This window comes from Candidatus Tisiphia endosymbiont of Neophilaenus lineatus (genome assembly GCF_964264975.1).
In the GTDB taxonomy this organism is placed as follows: Bacteria; Pseudomonadota; Alphaproteobacteria; order Rickettsiales; family Rickettsiaceae; genus Tisiphia.
In genome coordinates this window covers 194,820-214,106 of sequence record NZ_OZ183649.1, presented here as the reverse complement: position 1 = coordinate 214,106, position 19,287 = coordinate 194,820, and the positions used below count along the sequence as shown (strand labels likewise).

The following is a 19,287-nucleotide window of genomic DNA, read 5'->3' as shown; positions in this document are numbered from 1 at the left end:
TAACTTGACGGTGCCTGATGGTCTATAAGCCGGATTTTGTATAAATAATATTTCTATTATCTACTGCAGTTATTTATCTAGGATAAATATTACCATTTATCTCAAGCGATCCACCCACATTACTTCTAGTCAGAGATGCCTAGGAACAGGTAAGTTCTGTAATGCCTATTTGATCTTGCTCTTGGTGGGGTTTACCATGCGTAGCTTGTTACCAACCTACCGGTATGCTCTTACCATACCATTTCACCCTTACCAAAATTTGATAACAAATTTTGGCGGTATATTTTCTGCGGCACTTTCCCTAAAAGATTACTCTTCCGCTGGACGTTAACCAGCACCATATCTCTGTAGAGTCCGGACTTTCCTCGTAAATTCTAGTATAGATTTTTACGCAACTGCACGACCATCGAGATGATTATGTTTTAATATCATTTTCTCGTCAATGATTTTTTTTACTAGGTTCTGTGGCACCGTCAAGTTAAGTAAAATAGTATCAAAAAGAGCTATATTTTTAGATTTCAGGCAGCAAGAAGTCTTTGAGTGGCTTCGTCCCAAATGGATTTAGCTGATGCAAATGCAATTCTTTGCTCAATTGCTGTTTTACTATATCTTCCAACATTTACGGCAAATATATTTCTGACTTTTCCCATCAGTGATAATTTACAGTGGGCTGAATTAGGATGCTTAAATTTAATTAATATCTTCTCGTTGCGCCTAGTTGGTTGATGAGCATTCTCAACACGATTATTTAGTCTTTTATGAGTGCGATGCTCAGTTTTAGGGCACATAAGCTTAATCGGCTTAATGTAACTTCTGAGCTTATCAGTAACAATTACTCTTGGAGCTGGATAATGACCCAATAATTTTGATAAAAAACGAATAGCTGATTTTTTGTTACGACGCTTCTGCAGTAATACTTCTAATTCATGCCCCTCAGAGTCAACAGCTCTCCATAATATCAATACCTCGACTTGAATCTTAATATTCATCTCATCTAAATGCCATTTATCAGTTGGTTTCCTCTCTCGCTTTCTGATAACATCTTGAAAATAAACCGCAAATTTATTGCACCAAAATCTTACTGTCTCATGACTTAAAATAATACCTCGATAGGCCATCTGTTCTTGTACATCTCTGTAACTATTATTGAATCGATGATATAACCATACTGCATGGCTAATAATGATTACTGGAAAACGATGTCTCTTTGGGGATTGAATAATACACATAGCACTGAAATTTAGGTAACAATTGTCACTGATAATCTATAAATTATTCCCTACATTTGCTCAATACTTAATTTACATTTCTCTTAACTTGACGGTGCCGTTGGAAGATATAGTAATGCTAATTGCAATAATTAACACGGTGTATTTATCCAATCTCTATACATAATTGATTTTACTAAATCTACATTATGAGCAAGTTGATTCCAAGCGTAACAAGCCATAGTAACAATATCTTCATATACACCATAACATTGGTTATACCAATTGCAATAATTAACGCAGTGGTCTAAGATGGGTTTTTAACTGATAAAAGGTACTCAAATGGCTAGGTTAATATTACCACAAGGTTTTCATGGTCATGATTTTATAAAAATGATGAAACATGAGCCGCATGGTCGAAATCGTATACGTTTATTGGCGATGTATCACCTTCAATTAGGCAAATCTTTTAAAGCCATATCTGAAATAGTGAAGTCACACTGGAAAACTGTGCAATCATCGCTCAGAAGATTTAGGAATCATGGTTTTGAAGGATTATTTGAATCACAAAGAAGCGGTGCCCCTAGGAAGATTAACAGTATACAAGAGTCTGCTATTTTTGATAAAATCAATACGCTCAGTGAAAGTAAAACTGGTGGGTATATAACTGGAAAGGAGCTACATATCATGTTAGTTGAGGAATATGGTGCTAAATGTGCTTTAAAAACAGTCTACAATACTATGCACCGCCTTGGTTTTAGCTGGATTACTTCTCGTTCAATGCATCCAAAATCAAATCAAGAGACTCAAAATAGATATAAAAAAACTTTCCAGACATGTTAACAAAATTATTAGCAAAAAATATCGATAGATGTAAAGTTGATATATGGTCTCAGGATGAAACTAGAGTTGGGCAACAAGGTAGCTTAACTCGTATATGGGCTAAGCGTGGCACTAGACCCCGTAAAGTTCGGCAACAGCAATTTATTTCAACATATATTTACGGAGCTGCTTGCCATGAGACAGGAGAAGCTTGTGCATTAATTTTACCATATGCAAACACACAGGCAATGAATAAATTCTTAGAAGAGCTTTCTCGCAGTATTCAAGGCAACCGACATATAGCTTTACTAACGGATAATGCAGGTTGGCACACAGCCAAAAAACTAACTGTGCCAAGCAATATCACTTTGATACCGCTTCCGCCCTATGCACCGGAACTTAATGCAATGGAACAAGTTTGGGAATGGATTAAAATCATTTCTTGTCTAACCAATGTTATGGTGTATATGAAGATATCGTTACTATGGCTTGTTACGCTTGGAATCAACTTGCTCATAATGTAGATTTAGTAAAATCAATTATGTATAGAGATTGGATAAATACACCGTGTTAATTATTATAATTGGTATAAAACAGCAATTGAGCAAAGAATTGCATTTGCATCAGCTAAATCCATTTGGGACGAAGCCACTCAAAGACTTCTTGCTGCCTGAAATCTAAAAATATAGCTCTTTTTGATACTATTTTACTTAACTTGACGGTGCCGGTGATAGCGGTGATAAGGAACTATATATAAGGTGGAAATACATAGACTGTCATTTTATGGGAGGCATGATGTTTAAATTAGAACAAACATATTCAGGATTAGTCGCTGGAGTAGATGAAGCTGGCAGAGGGCCGCTAGTTGGTCCTGTAGTAGCTGCATCTGTTATCATTGATCAAACAAAAATCATACATGGTATCAAAGATTCTAAAAAACTTACTAAAACAATGAGGGAGTTGTTATATAAACAAATAACCCAAAATTATGTTTGGTCTGTTGGTATAGTGCATCACGATGAGATAGATATAATTAATATCCTTGAAGCAACTAAAAAAGCTTGTATTATATCAGTAGCAAATCTTGCTGTTAAACCGGATACGGTATTAATAGATGGTAACATGAAATTTCACGATCCAAGATTTATTAGTATAATAAATGGCGATAATTTATCAATTTCTATTGGAGCAGCGTCTATTATTGCGAAAGTTACTAGAGATCGCTTAATGCTTGAATATGCCAAAGAATTTCCGGAATATATGTGGCACAAAAACTCCGGTTATGGTACTAAAGAACATTTAAATGCTATAAGCCTTCACGGTCTTTCGCCTTATCATAGAAAAAGTTTTAAGATAATAAGTTCTACATTATAGGCTATAACAGGGTTATTTAAAAAAACTTGATTATACTCTTCTGCTCGGCACCGTCAAGTTAAGTAAAATAGTATCAAAAAGAGCTATATTTTTAGATTTCAGGCAGCAAGAAGTCTTTGAGTGGCTTCGTCCAAAATGGATTTAGCTGATGCAAATGCAATTCTTTGCTCAATTGCTGTTTTACTATATCTTCCAACATTTACGGCAAATATATTTCTGACTTTTCCCATCAGTGATAATTTACAGTGGGCTGAATTAGGATGCTTAAATTTAATTAATATCTTCTCGTTGCGCCTAGTTGGTTGATGAGCATTCTCAACACGATTATTTAGTCTTTTATGAGTGCGATGCTCAGTTTTAGGGCACATAAGCTTAATCGGCTTAATGTAACTTCTGAGCTTATCAGTAACAATTACTCTTGGAGCTGGATAATGACCCAATAATTTTGATAAAAAACGAATAGCTGATTTTTTGTTACGACGCTTCTGCAGTAATACTTCTAATTCATGCCCCTCAGAGTCAACAGCTCTCCATAATATCAATACCTCGACTTGAATCTTAATATTCATCTCATCTAAATGCCATTTATCAGTTGGTTTCCTCTCTCGCTTTCTGATAACATCTTGAAAATAAACCGCAAATTTATTGCACCAAAATCTTACTGTCTCATGACTTAAAATAATACCTCGATAGGCCATCTGTTCTTGTACATCTCTGTAATACCAATTACAATAATTCACACGGTGTTAATTATTGCAATTAGTATAAATTCTTAGAAGAGCTTTCTCGCAGTATTCAAGGCAACCGACATATAGCTTTACTAACGGATAATGCAGGTTGGCACACAGCCAAAAAACTAACTGTGCCAAGCAATATCACTTTGATACCGCTTCCGCCCTATGCACCGGAACTTAATGCAATGGAACAAGTTTGGGAATGGATTAAAAATCATTTCTTGTCTAACCAATGTTATGGTGTATATGAAGATATCGTTACTATGGCTTGTTACGCTTGGAATCAACTTGCTCATAATGTAGATTTAGTAAAATCAATTATGTATAGAGATTGGATAAATACACCGTGTTCATTATTGCAATTGGTATAATACATCGCCAATAAACGTATACGATTTCGACCATGCGGCTCATGTTTCATCATTTTTATAAAATCATGACCTTCAAAACCTTGCGGTAATATTAACCTAGCTATTTGAGTACCTATTTATCAGTTAAAAACCCATTTTATAACACCGTGTTAATTATTGCAATTAGTATAAGGATGGTAAATATAATGTGACCATTGAGGAAGCATTAAGAGAGTTGGGAAAATATGTTTTTTATATTACACTATCAAAGGTTGTAAAGTAGCAAGATTATCAAAATTAACGTCTATTCAGCAACATTTATTCAATTTATTTGATCTAACAATGCCCCAAATGACAAAATCTGCAAAATGATAAAATGTAGTCAGTAAAGAAAATTTAATTTTCTATCCCATACACCGCATACTAACCTCGTTTTATGGCACAATTTTGATCCTATCCATCTCGAAGATATAAGTCGCGTGATATCACTCATCTCCTATTTTAAGAGCCGCTATAAAAGCAGATTGAGGTATCTCAACATTACCAATATTACGCATACGTTTTTTGCCAGCTTTTTGTTTTTCCAGTAATTTACGCTTACGAGTTATATCACCGCCGTAGCATTTAGATAAGACATCTTTACGCATTGCTTTGACAGTTTCTCTAGCAATTATTCTACTACCAATAGCAGCTTGAATAGCAATTTGAAATAATTGCCTTGGAATTAAATCGCTAAGACGTTTACACAACTCCCGCCCCCGATATTCTGATCTTGAACGATGGACTATAGTAGATAAAGCATCAACTGGCTCACTATTAACCAAAATAGATAATTTTACTAAATCACTTTCCTGATAAACATCTATTTCCCAATCAAAGCTAGCATAGCCTTTTGTATAACTTTTTAACTTATCATAAAAATCAAATACTATCTCATTTAACGGTAATCGGTAAATTACCATAGCTCTACCGGCTACATAAGTTAATTCAATCTGCACCCCTCTTTTATCGGTACATAAAGATAACACATTACCTAAAAACTCATCTGGTACTAATATTGTTGCCTTAACCCAAGGCTCTAACATTGAGTCGATATTTTGCACAGGTGGCAAATCAGCTGGATTATGTATTTCTAATTGATTTCCATCACGCATATTAATCTTATAAATCACACTAGGAGCGGTGGTGATCATATCAAGGTCAAATTCGCGTTCCAATCTTTCTTGTACTATTTCAAGATGTAGTAACCCTAAAAACCCACAGCGAAAGCCAAAACCTAAGGCTGTTGAACTCTCTGCTTCAAATTCAAAGCTAGCATCGTTAAGTTTTAATTTAGCTAAAGAATCTTTTAAATGCTCAAATTGCGAAGCATCTGAAGGATATAAACCACAAAACACTACCGGTAAATGCGGCTTAAAACCAGGCAAAGATTCCTGACAAGGTCTTTTCTCGTCAGTTATTGTGTCCCCAACTTTACAATCAGCAACTTGTTTTATTGAAGCAGTAAAGAAGCCTATTTCTCCTGGGTATAAAATATCTGATATATGTTTTCTAGGAGTAAAATATCCAACATTGTCAACATTATAAGTAGAATTGGTAGCCATCATTTTAATACGCATATTCTTGCGTAAAACTCCATCGATAACTCTAACTAAAATTACTACCCCTAGGTAAGAATCGTACCAGCTATCAACCAATAATGCCTTTAGAATATCTGTTTGATTAGTTTTTGGACATGGCAGCCTATGAACAATTGCTTCCAGTACCTCCTCTATTCCTATACCACTTTTTGCAGAAATCAATAATGCATCGCTTGCATCTATGCCAATTACGTCCTCTATCTGTTGCTTAACTTTATCAGGATCAGCAGCTGGTAGATCAATTTTATTTAGGACTGGAATAATTTCATGATTATTATCGATCGCTTGATAAACATTTGCTAGAGTTTGTGCCTCAACACCTTGGCTACTATCCACTACTAACAAAGAACCTTCACAAGCAGCTAACGATCTACTCACCTCATAAGAGAAATCCACATGACCAGGAGTATCCATTAGGTTTAGATAGTAGGTATTACCATTTCTTGCTTTGTAAGTTAATCTAACAGTCTGTGCTTTGATAGTGATACCACGTTCTTTTTCTATGTCCATTGAGTCAAGTACCTGATGACTCATTTCCCGAGCTGCCAACCCCCCACAATATTCAATTAATCTATCTGCTAGAGTAGACTTACCATGATCAATATGAGCAATGATTGAAAAATTTCTGATAAAGTTTTGATTATTCATGGTATATTTGGTATAATGTTAAAATTAGAAAGAAGTTTTATCTTTATATAATAAAATTCCATTTTATAGTAGGAAAATTAATAATGCGTGCTGAAATTGAACATTATGTAAAAAAAATCGAACAGTCTTTAGAGCTTCTCAGGAGGTCGCTTTGATTTCGATAACGCAAGTAAAAGGCTTCTAGAGCTAGAAAATATATCAGAAGATCCGGATCTGTGGAATAATCAAGAGAAGGCCTCGAGTATTCTAAAAGAAAAAAGACTTCTAGATATCAAGCTTAACTCGTTTAAACAACTTCAGTCTAATTTTACGGAATGTTTAGAACTTGAGGATTTGGCATTTACTGAAAATGATCAACAAGTTTTGCAGCAAGTTCAAGAAGATTTAGGGAAACTATCTATTATTGCCGGAAAATTTGAGATTGAATGTTTATTTTCTGGAGAATTTGACAGTCATAATTGCTTTCTAGAAATCAACGCCGGAGCTGGAGGAACAGAAAGCCACGACTGGGCATCAATTATGATGCGTATGTATTTACGCTTCGCAGAAAGGCTGGGTTTTAAAAGCGAAATTATTCATCTTATTAATGGCGAAGAAGCTGGAATAAAATCATGTACTATCAAAATTAATGGCTACCAAGCATATGGTTGGTTTAGAACAGAATCTGGTGTGCATAGGCTAGTTAGGATATCACCTTTTAATGCCGCAGGTAAAAGGATGACTAGTTTTGCTAGCAGTTGGGTATATCCAGAAATTGACGATGATATTTCCATTACAATAGATGAAAAAGATCTTAGAATTGATACTTATAGGTCTTCCGGGGCTGGGGGGCAACATATAAACACTACCGATTCTGCAGTAAGGATTACCCACTTACCGACTAATATCGTAACCCAGTGCCAAAATGATAGATCGCAGCATAAAAATAAAGCACAAGCTATGAAAATGCTTAAAGCAAGGCTTTATGAGTCGGAGTTAAAAAAACGTACCAATGATATTAATGAACAAAATGCATCCAAGACTGAAAATGGTTGGGGACATCAGATAAGATCTTATGTATTACAACCTTATCAGATGGTTAAGGATTTACGTACCAACCATGAAACTTCTGATACTAAGGGGATACTTGACGGAGATTTAGAGAAATTCGTTTCAGCCAGCCTATCAATGAGTGTTGGTAATATTAGTCATTATACCAATTGCAATAATTAACACGGTGTATTTATCCAATCTCTATACATAATTGATTTTACTAAATCTACATTATGAGCAAGTTGATTCCAAGCGTAACAAGCCATAGTAACGATATCTTCATATACACCATAACATTGGTTAGACAAGAAATGATTTTTAATCCATTCCCAAACTTGTTCCATTACATTAAGTTCCGGTGCATAGGGCGGAAGCAGTATCAAAGTGATATTGCTTGGCACAGTTAGTTTTTTGGCTGTGTGCCAACCTGCATTATCCGTTAGTAAAGCTATATGTCAGTTGCCTTGAATACTGCGAGAAAGCTCTTCTAAGAATTTATACTAATTGCAATAATTAACACCGTGTTAATTATTACAATTGGTATCAAAGACTTCTTGCTGCCTGAAATCTCAAAATATAGCTCTTTTTGATACTATTTTACTTAACTTGACGGTGCCACTCAAAGACTTCTTGCTGCCTGAAATCTAAAAATATAGCTCTTTTTGATACTATTTTACTTAACTTGACGGTGCCCTTCAATAAAATGTCTCATTTTTTCTTCATTCTTGTTGTGTATACCATTTCTTTCCTTAAAAAATGATGAAATTACTTCCCATGCTTGTTCTTCTATGTAATACTTCATATTGGTAGTTCCTTTTTTTGATAACTAGAAACTACCATTTCTTCTTACTATGGCAACTTTTTATTCCTCTTGCCTAACTATAATTTTTGTCAACAGAACCTAGTAAATTTAGACAAAAAAGCATGTGGTTAGCAGGTAGCTTTGCTTATGTTTATATTAACTGTTGATTATGACGTTTAGATTGCCTTGTTGTTTATCAACTCTTCATTTGCAAGGAGTATATATATTTTTATGAATTTGTTTATTACTATTTTAATTATGGAAGTTTTAGTTGGGGCTGAAGTGGATTTATTTGTCCCTAGTTTTCCAAACTTACAAGATACCTTTAATCTTTCTACTTTTAAGGTAGAATTTCTATTAGGAATAAATCTCATAGCCCACTGTGTTACTTCCTTGATAGTAGGAAATTTAGGAGATAGGTTTGGCAGGAAGTTAATTATTATTATAGGTCTTATAATATTTGTTGTTGGTAGTATCTTTTGTGTATTTGGCTCTAATTATTACATGGTACTATTTGGTAGATTTCTGCAAGGAATTGGTATATCTGGGGTGGCCGTGTTGGGTTATGTAGTACTTGCTGATTTATATTCGGTTAAGCAACAACAAAAAATGATGGGGACTTTAAATGGTGCAGTTAGTTTAGCCATGGCTTTTGCACCGGTAATAGGAAGTTATGTAAATTTTTTGCTTAGTTGGCGAGGTAATTTTGCTATACTGTTAATATTTGGGATATTTTGTTTGATAATCGGTCTATTATTTATTCCCAAAGGGCAGGTACATTATAATGTTGAAATATCTCTAAAAGAGTATGGCTTGGTCTTTAAATCGAGAAAAGCTATTTATTATATAATAACCTTATTAATGCTTTTTCAAGGTTATTGGATTTTTATTGGTATCTCTCCTATCTTGTATATGCGAGATATAGGAGTGTCTATTCAAGAATTTGGTTTTTATCAGGGAGCAATGGCTGCAGTATTTTCGGCTGTAAGCTTTAGCAGTGGTTATTTATTAAAGAATTTTGGACAAAAAAAATGTTTTTTCTTTAGTATTTTAGCACTTGTAGCTTTTATAATTGCCGCTATAGTTTTGGTGATATGCAAGACTAATGACCCATTAACCATAACAATAGTAACACAACTAGTGGCTATTGGCATGATATTCCCTTGTAATATTTTATGGCCTTTGGCGATAGAGATTATACCAAATGCTAAAGGCAGGATTACTGCTGTATTGGTATCAGGAAGATTGATTGTTACCGCATTATGTTTGCAGTTGGTTAGTTATTTTTATCATGGTACTTTTAAGCCATTAGCAATTGTTATGTGTATCACTACAGTTATAGCATTGATTGGTTGTTATAAATTATTGCAAGTAGATAGAATATTTGATGAACCTAAATAAATGATAAAAGATAATTTTATTCTAAAAGTAGCAGTTCGATATTTTAGAGCTAAGAAGAATGAGCGATTTGTTTCTATTATTGCTGGTGTTTCTTTGATGGGTGTAACTATCGGTGTTGCTGCATTGATAGTGGTTATGTCCGTTATGAACGGTTTTCATTATGAACTGACTAAAAACATTATTGGTCTTAATGGTGACATTAGCATAACACCAGTATCACGTTCTATCGCAAATTATGATGAAATTAACAAAAAATTAATTAGTCAGAATTATATAAAACATATTTCTCCAAGCATTGTCGGTCAAGCTCTTGCACTAGGTAAAAGAATGAATAGTGGTGCTATAATTAAAGGTATAGATTTAACTGAACTCAAATATAAAAATCAAATTTTACAGAATGTTAATACTGGAGATTTTACCGATTTTTTTGGTACAGATGTGGTAGCAGTTGGTAATGCACTTGCTAGTAACCTAGGAGTTCAAGCGGGTACAAAAATAAAATTAATTTCTCCCAATTCAATTTCTACTGCTTTTGGTAGTATGCCTAGATCTAAAGAATTCAGGGTTGTGGCTACTTTCACTAGTGGTATGTATGATTATGATTCAGCAACTATTTTAATGCCACTTATTGCTGCCCAAAATTTTCTGTCTTTCAAGGAAGTTATTAATCTAATCGAAGTAATAACGATAGAACCGAGTAACGCGGGAATTTATGCTTGGGAGATACAAAATCTTTTAGGATCAAAATTACGAGTGACAAGTTGGCAGAAATCACATTTACAGTTTCTAAATGCTTTAGCTGTTGAAAGGATAGCAATGTTTACTATTCTCTCTTTGATTATTATGGTAGCAGCCTTTAACATCGTGTCTAGCTTGTTTATGTTAGTTAAAGATAAGACTTCAGATATTGCAGTGCTTCGTACTATTGGTGCAAGTACTAGGCAGATTATGCTTATTTTTATTTGTAATGGTATGTTTATAGGTTTGCTCGGTACGATTTTAGGTATCATATTGGGTACAAGCTTTGCTTATAATATCCAGTCTATTAGAAATATCTTGGAGAAAGTAACCGGTACTAAAATTTTTGCAGCAGCGATTTATTTTTTATACACTCTACCGTCAGAGGTAAGATTAGAAGATGTTATATTAGTATCAACTATCTCTATAGTTTTATGTTTTTGTGCAACAATTTATCCTTCATATAAAGCTGCTAAGTTAAATCCTGTGGATGCCTTGCGTTATGAATAAAGCTGTATTAATGTTAAAAAATATTTCTAAAAAATATAAGCAGGGAAAATCTATTATTGAAGTATTAAGTAATGTTAACTTAACTGTAATGCAAGGAGAACTAGTTGCCATAATAGGCTCTTCTGGTAGCGGTAAATCAACTTTATTGCATATAGCTGGTCTACTTGATACCCCAAATAATGGAGAGGTGCAGATAGAGTCAACAAACTATTGCCAAAATCATGCTCATATAATAAGACTGTGTAATATAGGTTTTGTCTATCAACAACATCATTTACTCAAAGATTTTACTTCCTTAGAGAATGTAGCAATGCCAAAATTAATTGCTGGCGATAGTTATAAATTAACTCTTAAGAAGGCAGAAGAGCTATTAGCAGAGTTAGGATTAGCCAATAAAATACATAATATGCCGGGTGAACTATCTGGTGGAGAGCAACAAAGAGTAGCTATCGCTCGTAGCTTAATTAATAATCCTAAAATTATTTTAGCTGATGAACCTACTGGTAATCTAGATCCTAATACTGCTAATGAGGTTTTTAACTTATTACTTAAAATCGCCAAACAACAACATACCTCTATTATTGTGGTAACTCATAATCATGAAATGGCACATAAGATGCATAGAGTGTATGAATTGCAGTATGGAGAACTGAAATAGGCGGTAAATAAATTCATGAATCAACTAGTAGATTTTTATAGGTATAAAATTACCATTGAATATTTAGGAACTGCTTTTGTTGGTTGGCAAAGGCAGTGTAATGCTATATCTATTCAACAAATACTGGAAGATGGTATATACAAATTTACTGGTGAAAAAGTAATGGTTCATGGAGCTGGCAGGACTGATTCAGGGGTTCATGCTTTAGGGCAAGTAGCACATTTCGATTTAGTGAAATATATGCAGCCCTATAAAGTTATACAGGCTATTAACTATTTTGTAAGATCTTATCATATAGGGGTAGTTGATTGTATTCTAGTTGACGGAGATTTTCATGCAAGATTTTCTGCTGTAGAACGTCATTATGTATATAGAATTATTAATAGACCCAGTCAAGTGATAATAGATTTAAATCGTGCTTGGTGGATAAAACAACCTCTTGATATTGAAGCAATGAAATATGGAGCTTTCTATCTCATAGGAAATCATGATTTTAGCTCATTTAGAGGTAAATATTGCCAAGCAAAGTCACCTATAAAAACCTTATCTAAGTTAGTTATTATACAAGAAAACAACGATATAAAAATATATGTTTCTGCTCGATCTTTTTTACATCATATGGTTCGAAATATTGTTGGTAGTTTAGTATTAGTTGGACGCAATATATGGCAGGCAGGTGATATACAAAAAGCTTTGGATGCTAAAAAAAGAGAGGCAGCAGGTATAAAAGCTCCAGCATGTGGGTTGTATTTTCTTAGAGTTGACTATTAATACCAATTGCAATAATTAACGCAGTGGTCTAAGATGGGTTTTTAACTGATAAAAGGTACTCAAATGGCTAGGTTAATATTACCACAAGGATTTTCATGGTCATGATTTTATAAAAATGATGAAACATGAGCCGCATGGTCGAAATCGTATACGTTTATTGGCGATGTATCACCTTCAATTAGGCAAATCTTTTAAAGCCATATCTGAAATAGTGAAGTCACACTGGAAAACTGTGCAATCATGGCTCAGAAGATTTAGGAATCATGGTTTTGAAGGATTATTTGAATCACAAAGAAGCGGTGCCCCTAGGAAGATTAACACTATACAAGAATCTGCTCTTTTTGATAAAATCAATACGCTCAGTAAAAGTAAAACTGGTGGGTATATAACTGGAAAAGAGCTACATATCATGTTAGTTGAGGAATATGGTGCTAAATGTGCTTTAAAAACAGTCTACAATACTATGCACCGCCTTGGTTTTAGCTGGATTACTTCTCATTCAATGCATCCAAAATCAAATCAAGAGACTCAAAATAGATATAAGAAAACTTTCCAGACATGTTAACAACATTATTAGCAAAAAATATCGATAGATGTAAAGTTGATATATGGTCTCAGGATGAAACTAGAGTTGGGCAACAAGGTAGCTTAACTCGTATATGGGCTAAGCGTGGCACTAGACCCCGTAAAGTTCGGCAACAGCAATTTATTTCAACATATATTTACGGAGCTGCTTGCCATGAGACAGGAGAAGCTTGTGCATTAATTTTACCATATGCAAACACACAGGCAATGAATAAATTCTTATACCAATTGCAATAATTAACACGGTGTATTTATCCAATCTCTATACATAATTGATTTTACTAAATCTACATTATGAGCAAGTTGATTCCAAGCGTAACAAGCCATAGTAACGATATCTTCATATACACCATAACATTGGTTAGACAAGAAATGATTTTTAATCCATTCCCAAACTTGTTCCATTGCATTAAGTTCCGGTGCATAGGGCGGAAGCGGTATCAAAGTGATATTGCTTGGCACAGTTAGTTTTTTGGCTGTGTGCCAACCTGCATTATCCGTTAGTAAAGCTATATGTCGGTTGCCTTGAATACTGCGAGAAAGCTCTTCTAAGAATTTATTCATTGCCTGTGTGTTTGCATATGGTAAAATTAATGCACAAGCTTCTCCTGTCTCATGGCAAGCAGCTCCGTAAATATATGTTGAAATAAATTGCTGTTGCCGAACTTTACGGGGTCTAGTGCCACGCTTAGCCCATATACGAGTTAAGCTACCTTGTTGCCCAACTCTAGTTTCATCCTGAGACCATATATCAACTTTACATCTATCGATATTTTTTGCTAATAATTTTGTTAACATGTCTGGAAAGTTTTTTTATACTAATTGCAATAATTAACACGGTGTTAATTATTGCAATTGGTATAACATGATATGTAGCTCCTTTCCAGTTATATACCCACCAGTTTTACTTTCACTGAGCGTATTGATTTTATCAAAAATAGCAGACTCTTGTATACTGTTAATCTTCCTAGGGGCACCGCTTCTTTGTGATTCAAATAATCCTTCAAAACCATGATTCCTAAATCTTCTGAGGGCACCGTCAAGTTAAGAGAAATGTAAATTAAGTATTGAGCAAATGTAGGGAATAATTTATAGATTATCAGTGACAATTGTTACCTAAATTTCAGTGCTATGTGTATTATTCAATCCCCAAAGAGACATCGTTTTCCAGTAATCATTATTAGCCATGCAGTATGGTTATATCATCGATTCAATAATAGTTACAGAGATGTACAAGAACAGATGGCCTATCGAGGTATTATTTTAAGTCATGAGACAGTAAGATTTTGGTGCAATAAATTTGCGGTTTATTTTCAAGATGTTATCAGAAAGCGAGAGAGGAAACCAACTGATAAATGGCATTTAGATGAGATGAATATTAAGATTAAAGGCGAGGTATTTATATTATGGAGAGCTGTTGACTCTGAGGGGCATGAATTAGAAGTATTACTGCAGAAGCGTCGTAATAAAAAATCAGCTATTCGTTTTTTATCAAAATGATTGGGTCATTATCCAGCTCCAAGAGTAATTGTTACTGATAAGCTCAGAAGTTACATTAAGCCGATTAAGCTTATGTGCCCTAAAACTGAGCATCGCACTCATAAAAGACTAAATAATCGTGTTGAGAATGCTCATCAACCAACTAGGCGCAACGAGAAGATATTAATTAAATTTAAGCATCCTAATTCAGCCCACTGTAAATTATCACTGATGGGAAAAGTCAGAAATATATTTGCCGTAAATGTTGGAAGATATAGTAAAACAGCAATTGAGCAAAGAATTGCATTTGCATCAGCTAAATCCATTTGGGACGAAGCCACTCAAAGACTTCTTGCTGCCTGAAATCTAAAAATATAGCTCTTTTTGATACTATTTTACTTAACTTGACGGTGCCATTTGCTGCAATAAAAAGCAAACTACATAAAATTCACTAAAAGTTATTTGCTGATTTCTAGAAGTTGAGTTAGTTTTTATTTTGTCGCTAACATCTTTCAAAATAGTTAACAATTCAAAAATATTTAGCAGGTTAATATCTTCACTTGGAACTTGACCTATTCCATAATGTTTTTCTAATTTATCTTTATTATTAACAGAGGTGATTTGCATAGCTACCTATTATCTCGTTTGTACATTATTAGGTGTGTACTCCAAAATATTATGCTTATAACAATCCAGCTGGCTTTATTTATTAAATTAGCTATAGCATGATCTTGTCTTTCTGTTATATAAAGATTTTTCTCAAATTCCATTCTGTTATTTATGTCATTCTTGCTGAGTAATTTTAATCCTACTCTTTCTTGTTCATGGTTAGAAGATATAAATTTTTCAACAGAGGAAAATTTTATTAAATTTGGCCTATATTTATATTCAGTTAGTGTTAAATCAGTGATGTCTTGTATAGTAAGAGCCAAAGTAACTAATAGTATAATTGCACTGACACAACAAATAGCTATACTGTATAATTGTATCAAATTTTTAATCATAACATCTCCGTAAGCCTATCAAAAAATAAAAAGAAGAATTCCTGGCACCGTCAAGTTAAGTAAAATAGTATCAAAAAGAGCTATATTTTTAGATTTCAGGCAGCAAGAAGTCTTTGAGTGGCTTCGTCCAAAATGGATTTAGCTGATGCAAATGCAATTCTTTGCTCAATTGCTGTTTTACTATATCTTCCAACATTTACGGCAAATATATTTCTGACTTTTCCCATCAGTGATAATTTACAGTGGGCTGAATTAGGATGCTTAAATTTAATTAATATCTTCTCGTTGCGCCTAGTTGGTTGATGAGCATTCTCAACACGATTATTTAGTCTTTTATGAGTGCGATGCTCAGTTTTAGGGCACATAAGCTTAATCGGCTTAATGTAACTTCTGAGCTTATCAGTAACAATTACTCTTGGAGCTGGATAATGACCCAATAATTTTGATAAAAAACGAATAGCTGATTTTTTGTTACGACGCTTCTGCAGTAATACTTCTAATTCATGGCAAGCAGCTCCGTAAATATATGTTGAAATAAATTGCTGTTGCCGAACTTTACGGGGTCTAGTGCCACGCTTAGCCCATATACGAGTTACGCTACCTTGTTGCCCAACTCTAGTTTCATCCTGAGACCATATATCAACTTTACATCTATCGATATTTTGTGCTAATAATTTTGTTAACATGTCTGGAAAGTTTTCTTATATCTATTTTGAGTCTCTTGATTTGACTTTGGATGCATTGAACGAGAAGTAATCCAGCTAAAACCAAGGCGGTGCATAGTATTGTAGACTGTTTTTAAAGCACATTTAGCACCATATGCCTCAAGTAACATGATATGTAGCTCTTTTCCAGTTATATACCCACCAGTTTTACTTTCACTGAGCGTATTGATTTTATCAAAAATAGCAGACTCTTGTATACTGTTAATCTTCCTAGGGGCACCGCTTCTTTGTGATTCAAATAATCCTTCAAAACCATGATGCCTAAATCTTCTGAGCCATGATTGCACAGTTTTCCAGTGTGACTTCACTATTTCAGATATGGCTTTAAAAGATTTGCCTAATTGAAGGTGATACATCGCCAATAAACGTATACGATTTCGACCATGCGGCTCATGTTTCATCATTTTTATAAAATCATGACCTTCAAAACCTTGCGGTAATATTAACCTAGCTATTTGAGTACCTATTTATCAGTTAAAAACCCATTTTATAACACCGTGTTCATTATTGCAATTAGTATAATATGACATATTTAGTATAATATAGTAGGAAAAAGAGTCAAGTAATTTAAATATAAAGAATTTAAAATACGGTAGCATTTCACAGGCTTCTATAGTAGAATGAGCAAATTTACTCTGTATAAAAAGGTTATTAGTATGTTAAAAAATTATTCGTGTTTAAAGGGAATCGTATTACAGGATTTAGAAGATCATATAAAACACACAATGACTCATCATAATCTTATAGTACAAGCTAATGGATTAGACTATCAAGTAAATATAAACACTCAGTCCGATTCGATACCTAATGTTAAGGTGTACTATACCGATCAGTTCAGTAATGAGCTATTAACTAATTTAGATAAACTAGGAAATGAAGGATTATTTAGTTTGGATAAGTTACCTTACACTTTTAGGCTTGATTATCTTCGTAGTGAAATTTTAAAAGTAGCTGATTTAAAGAATATGCTACCAAAATCATGGCAAGAAATATCAGCTTTGTTAGACCAATATCTTATATGTGGTACAAAAGTGTGTATTTTAGGTGCATCGTATTATGATAGTGAAACAATGCAAAAGATGCCTTATGGCTTACATCTAAGACAAACATATAATCATCTACCTCCAGAGGTATACATGATATACATATGAACCCAGGTGCTTCTTTAATGATGCCGCAAAGTGCAAGTAATGGTATTTATCAAGATGGAGCTATATTTGTAGAAACGCCTAATAATGCAAATAAACCTTTCTTCTTTAAATTCATGGAGCAATCTTTGGTTACTGATGATGACGGTAACCCTCTTGATGAACAAGGTAAGTCAACAGCTTGGGCAGATGAAGAGGCTCTTAATACAGATAGGTAGGAAAAGGAAAAGATTGTTATGAAAAATTATAGAATTGAAACTGATTCATTTGGAGAAATTAAAGTAGATGATCAATTTTACTGGGGTGCGGGAACTCAAAGGTCTCTTGAAAATTTTAAGATAGGTAATCAAAAAATGCCTATCCAATTGATTAAGGCATTGACAATTTTAAAAAAATGTGCAGCAAAGGTCAATAGGGAATTAGGTGATCTTAAGCCTGAAATAGCAGAATCAATAGCTCAAGCTACCACTAGAATATTAGATGGGGAATTTGATGATCAATTTCCTTTAGTAGTATGGCAGACCGGGTCTGGTACACAGACTAATATGAATATGAATGAAGTAATCGCCTCTATTGGTAATGAACAGCTAGTAGGTAAAAAGGGTGGTAAATCACCAATTCACCCTAATGATCATGTGAATATGGCACAATCATCCAATGACTCCTTCCCAACTGCTATGCATATAGCAACCGTACTTGCTAGTAAGCAACAATTGATTCCAGCCTTAACAAATCTTTATTCGGCGTTAAATACCAAATCTCAAGCTTGGAATAAAATAGTTAAGATAGGGCGTACTCATCTACAGGATGCTACACCTATAACTCTTGGACAAGAATTTTCTGGATATGTAGCACAAGTGGCATATGCTATAGAACGGGTTGAAGAGTCACTAAAAAGAGTATATTTCTTGGCACAAGGTGGCACTGCAGTAGGTACTGGTATTAATTGCCGTAAAGAATTTGCGATAAAATTTTCTGATAAAGTTGCCTCATATACTAACTATCCGTTCAAAAGTGCTGCTAATAAATTTGAAGCACTAGCTACTCATGACGCATTAGTAGAATTCTCTAGTACCCTAAATACTATAGCGGTAAGTTTAATGAAAATTGCCAATGACATTAGACTGTTAGGATCAGGGCCAAGATGTGGTTTTGGTGAATTACATCTACCAGAAAATGAACCTGGTTCGTCAATTATGCCAGGTAAGGTCAACCCAACACAAATTGAAGCATTAACTATGGTTTGTGTTCAGGTCATGGGAAATAATCTTGCAGTAACTGTAGCCGGATCAAACGGTTGTCTCGAGCTAAATACCTTTAAGCCTGTTATAATATATAATATTTTGCAGTCAATAGAGTTAATTTCTTCTAGCATCAATAGTTTTGTTACGCATTGTATTGCAGGTCTGAAGCCAAATATAGAACATATTGATAAGCTGAGAGAGCAATCGTTGATGTTAGTAACAGTATTAAATCCACATATAGGTTATGATAATGCGGCAAAAGTTGCAAAAAAAGCCTATCAAGAAGGCATAACTTTAAGAGAAGCGGCTATAAAATTAAATTTTTTCTCAGGTGAAGAGTTTGATAGCTTAGTGCTAGCAGAAAATATGGTATGATATAATGGGCAGATGAAGTCTTGCAAGAAGTCTATTGAC

At 34.1% G+C, this 19,287-nt stretch carries 24 protein-coding genes, 1 other RNA gene and 2 pseudogenes; 15 read left to right on the top strand and 12 right to left on the bottom strand.

All coding sequences use genetic code 11. The features are described from left to right. Positions 1-9: 9 nt before the first annotated feature. An RNA gene (gene rnpB / locus ACFE3K_RS01255) (RNase P RNA component class A) lies at positions 10-411 on the bottom strand. A gap of 107 nt (positions 412-518) precedes the next feature. Next, positions 519-1,229 (bottom strand): IS6 family transposase, encoded by a 711-nt coding sequence (locus ACFE3K_RS01250; protein ID WP_375358336.1) that lies wholly within the window; start codon positions 1,227-1,229, stop codon positions 519-521. Between the two features lie 321 nt (positions 1,230-1,550). On the opposite strand from ACFE3K_RS01250, the gene ACFE3K_RS01245 reads away from it, so the two are divergent. The 3 genes from ACFE3K_RS01245 (at position 1,551) to ACFE3K_RS01235 (ending at position 3,404) form a co-directional block, all read left to right on the top strand. Then, the gene (locus tag ACFE3K_RS01245; RefSeq protein ID WP_375358543.1) at positions 1,551-2,051 is read left to right on the top strand and encodes a helix-turn-helix domain-containing protein; all 501 of its coding nucleotides are present in this window, start codon (positions 1,551-1,553) and stop codon (positions 2,049-2,051) included. After that, positions 2,045-2,554, top strand: a complete 510-nt coding sequence (locus tag ACFE3K_RS01240; RefSeq protein ID WP_375359048.1) for an IS630 family transposase — start codon at positions 2,045-2,047, stop codon at positions 2,552-2,554. The genes ACFE3K_RS01245 and ACFE3K_RS01240 overlap by 7 nt, the downstream gene beginning before the upstream one ends. A gap of 268 nt (positions 2,555-2,822) precedes the next feature. Next, a complete protein-coding gene (locus tag ACFE3K_RS01235) occupies positions 2,823-3,404 on the top strand; it encodes a ribonuclease HII (protein ID WP_375359047.1) in 582 nt (193 codons plus the stop codon). Positions 3,405-3,502: 98 nt separating this feature from the next. On the opposite strand, the gene ACFE3K_RS01230 is transcribed toward ACFE3K_RS01235, so the two are convergent. Then, positions 3,503-4,144, bottom strand: a complete 642-nt coding sequence (locus ACFE3K_RS01230; RefSeq protein ID WP_375359046.1) for an IS6 family transposase — start codon at positions 4,142-4,144, stop codon at positions 3,503-3,505. 38 nt (positions 4,145-4,182) lie between these two features. Here ACFE3K_RS01230 and ACFE3K_RS01225 point away from each other — a divergent pair. Further along, a pseudogene (locus ACFE3K_RS01225) lies at positions 4,183-4,359 on the top strand (transposase); the annotation flags it as partial. Between the two features lie 71 nt (positions 4,360-4,430). Here the strand turns inward: ACFE3K_RS01225 and ACFE3K_RS01220 are convergent. Both ACFE3K_RS01220 and lepA read right to left on the bottom strand, forming a co-directional pair. Next, the gene (locus ACFE3K_RS01220; protein WP_375359045.1) at positions 4,431-4,562 is read right to left on the bottom strand and encodes a hypothetical protein; all 132 of its coding nucleotides are present in this window, start codon (positions 4,560-4,562) and stop codon (positions 4,431-4,433) included. Between the two features lie 411 nt (positions 4,563-4,973). After that, positions 4,974-6,776, bottom strand: a complete 1,803-nt coding sequence (lepA, locus tag ACFE3K_RS01215; protein ID WP_375359044.1) for a translation elongation factor 4 — start codon at positions 6,774-6,776, stop codon at positions 4,974-4,976. 83 nt (positions 6,777-6,859) lie between these two features. Here lepA and prfB point away from each other — a divergent pair. Next, a protein-coding gene (gene prfB, locus ACFE3K_RS01210) for a peptide chain release factor 2 (protein ID WP_375359043.1) occupies positions 6,860-7,988 on the top strand; the annotation gives its coding sequence in 2 pieces (ribosomal slippage) (positions 6,860-6,928 and positions 6,930-7,988; 1,128 coding nt in all). On the opposite strand, the gene ACFE3K_RS01205 is transcribed toward prfB, so the two are convergent. Together ACFE3K_RS01205 and ACFE3K_RS01200 are read right to left on the bottom strand one after the other, a co-directional pair. Beyond that, positions 7,985-8,260: a transposase gene (locus tag ACFE3K_RS01205; protein ID WP_375359539.1), complete on the bottom strand. Its 276-nt coding sequence runs from the start codon at positions 8,258-8,260 to the stop codon at positions 7,985-7,987. The genes prfB and ACFE3K_RS01205 overlap by 4 nt on opposite strands. Before the next feature lie 221 nt (positions 8,261-8,481). After that, complete coding sequence (locus tag ACFE3K_RS01200; RefSeq protein ID WP_375359042.1) at positions 8,482-8,610, bottom strand: hypothetical protein; 129 nt, start codon at positions 8,608-8,610, stop codon at positions 8,482-8,484. Positions 8,611-8,841: 231 nt separating this feature from the next. Here ACFE3K_RS01200 and ACFE3K_RS01195 point away from each other — a divergent pair, with 231 nt between their 5' ends. From ACFE3K_RS01195 to ACFE3K_RS01170, 6 genes are all read left to right on the top strand, one after another. After that, complete coding sequence (locus ACFE3K_RS01195; RefSeq protein ID WP_375359041.1) at positions 8,842-10,011, top strand: multidrug effflux MFS transporter; 1,170 nt, start codon at positions 8,842-8,844, stop codon at positions 10,009-10,011. Continuing rightward, positions 10,012-11,259, top strand: a complete 1,248-nt coding sequence (locus tag ACFE3K_RS01190; protein WP_375359040.1) for a lipoprotein-releasing ABC transporter permease subunit — start codon at positions 10,012-10,014, stop codon at positions 11,257-11,259. Then, entirely contained in the window at positions 11,252-11,917 is a 666-nt protein-coding gene (locus ACFE3K_RS01185; protein ID WP_375359039.1) for an ABC transporter ATP-binding protein, read from the top strand. The genes ACFE3K_RS01190 and ACFE3K_RS01185 overlap by 8 nt, the downstream gene beginning before the upstream one ends. Positions 11,918-11,932: 15 nt before the next feature. After that, positions 11,933-12,688, top strand: a complete 756-nt coding sequence (gene truA, locus ACFE3K_RS01180; protein WP_375359038.1) for a tRNA pseudouridine(38-40) synthase TruA — start codon at positions 11,933-11,935, stop codon at positions 12,686-12,688. A 115-nt stretch (positions 12,689-12,803) separates the two neighbouring features. Further along, on the top strand, positions 12,804-13,253 hold the full coding sequence (locus ACFE3K_RS01175) for a helix-turn-helix domain-containing protein (RefSeq protein ID WP_375359037.1): 450 nt from the start codon (positions 12,804-12,806) through the stop codon (positions 13,251-13,253). Then, a complete protein-coding gene (locus ACFE3K_RS01170) occupies positions 13,247-13,510 on the top strand; it encodes a transposase (RefSeq protein ID WP_375359036.1) in 264 nt (87 codons plus the stop codon). The genes ACFE3K_RS01175 and ACFE3K_RS01170 overlap by 7 nt, the downstream gene beginning before the upstream one ends. On the opposite strand, the gene ACFE3K_RS01165 is transcribed toward ACFE3K_RS01170, so the two are convergent. Beyond that, entirely contained in the window at positions 13,511-14,071 is a 561-nt protein-coding gene (locus ACFE3K_RS01165; RefSeq protein ID WP_375358342.1) for an IS630 family transposase, read from the bottom strand. Between the two features lie 333 nt (positions 14,072-14,404). Here ACFE3K_RS01165 and ACFE3K_RS01160 point away from each other — a divergent pair. Then, positions 14,405-15,115 (top strand): annotated as a pseudogene (locus ACFE3K_RS01160) (IS6 family transposase). A 36-nt stretch (positions 15,116-15,151) separates the two neighbouring features. Here ACFE3K_RS01160 and ACFE3K_RS01155 read toward each other — a convergent pair. The 4 genes from ACFE3K_RS01155 to ACFE3K_RS01140 form a co-directional block, all read right to left on the bottom strand. Then, entirely contained in the window at positions 15,152-15,379 is a 228-nt protein-coding gene (locus ACFE3K_RS01155; RefSeq protein WP_375359035.1) for a hypothetical protein, read from the bottom strand. A gap of 2 nt (positions 15,380-15,381) precedes the next feature. Continuing rightward, positions 15,382-15,756 (bottom strand): hypothetical protein, encoded by a 375-nt coding sequence (locus ACFE3K_RS01150; protein WP_375359034.1) that lies wholly within the window; start codon positions 15,754-15,756, stop codon positions 15,382-15,384. Between the two features lie 95 nt (positions 15,757-15,851). Then, entirely contained in the window at positions 15,852-16,442 is a 591-nt protein-coding gene (locus ACFE3K_RS01145; RefSeq protein ID WP_375359033.1) for a DDE-type integrase/transposase/recombinase, read from the bottom strand. Further along, a complete protein-coding gene (locus tag ACFE3K_RS01140; RefSeq protein WP_375359032.1) occupies positions 16,436-16,885 on the bottom strand; it encodes a helix-turn-helix domain-containing protein in 450 nt (149 codons plus the stop codon). The genes ACFE3K_RS01145 and ACFE3K_RS01140 overlap by 7 nt, the downstream gene beginning before the upstream one ends. 252 nt (positions 16,886-17,137) lie before the next feature. On the opposite strand from ACFE3K_RS01140, the gene ACFE3K_RS01135 reads away from it, so the two are divergent. From ACFE3K_RS01135 to fumC, 3 genes are read left to right on the top strand one after another with little or no spacing between them, the layout of a single operon-like run. Next, positions 17,138-17,632 (top strand): DUF2278 family protein, encoded by a 495-nt coding sequence (locus ACFE3K_RS01135; protein ID WP_375359031.1) that lies wholly within the window; start codon positions 17,138-17,140, stop codon positions 17,630-17,632. Between the two features lie 17 nt (positions 17,633-17,649). Next, positions 17,650-17,847 (top strand): DUF2278 family protein, encoded by a 198-nt coding sequence (locus tag ACFE3K_RS01130; protein ID WP_375359030.1) that lies wholly within the window; start codon positions 17,650-17,652, stop codon positions 17,845-17,847. An 18-nt stretch (positions 17,848-17,865) separates the two neighbouring features. Then, positions 17,866-19,248, top strand: a complete 1,383-nt coding sequence (fumC, locus tag ACFE3K_RS01125; protein ID WP_375359029.1) for a class II fumarate hydratase — start codon at positions 17,866-17,868, stop codon at positions 19,246-19,248. The last annotated feature ends 39 nt before the right edge of the window (positions 19,249-19,287 follow it).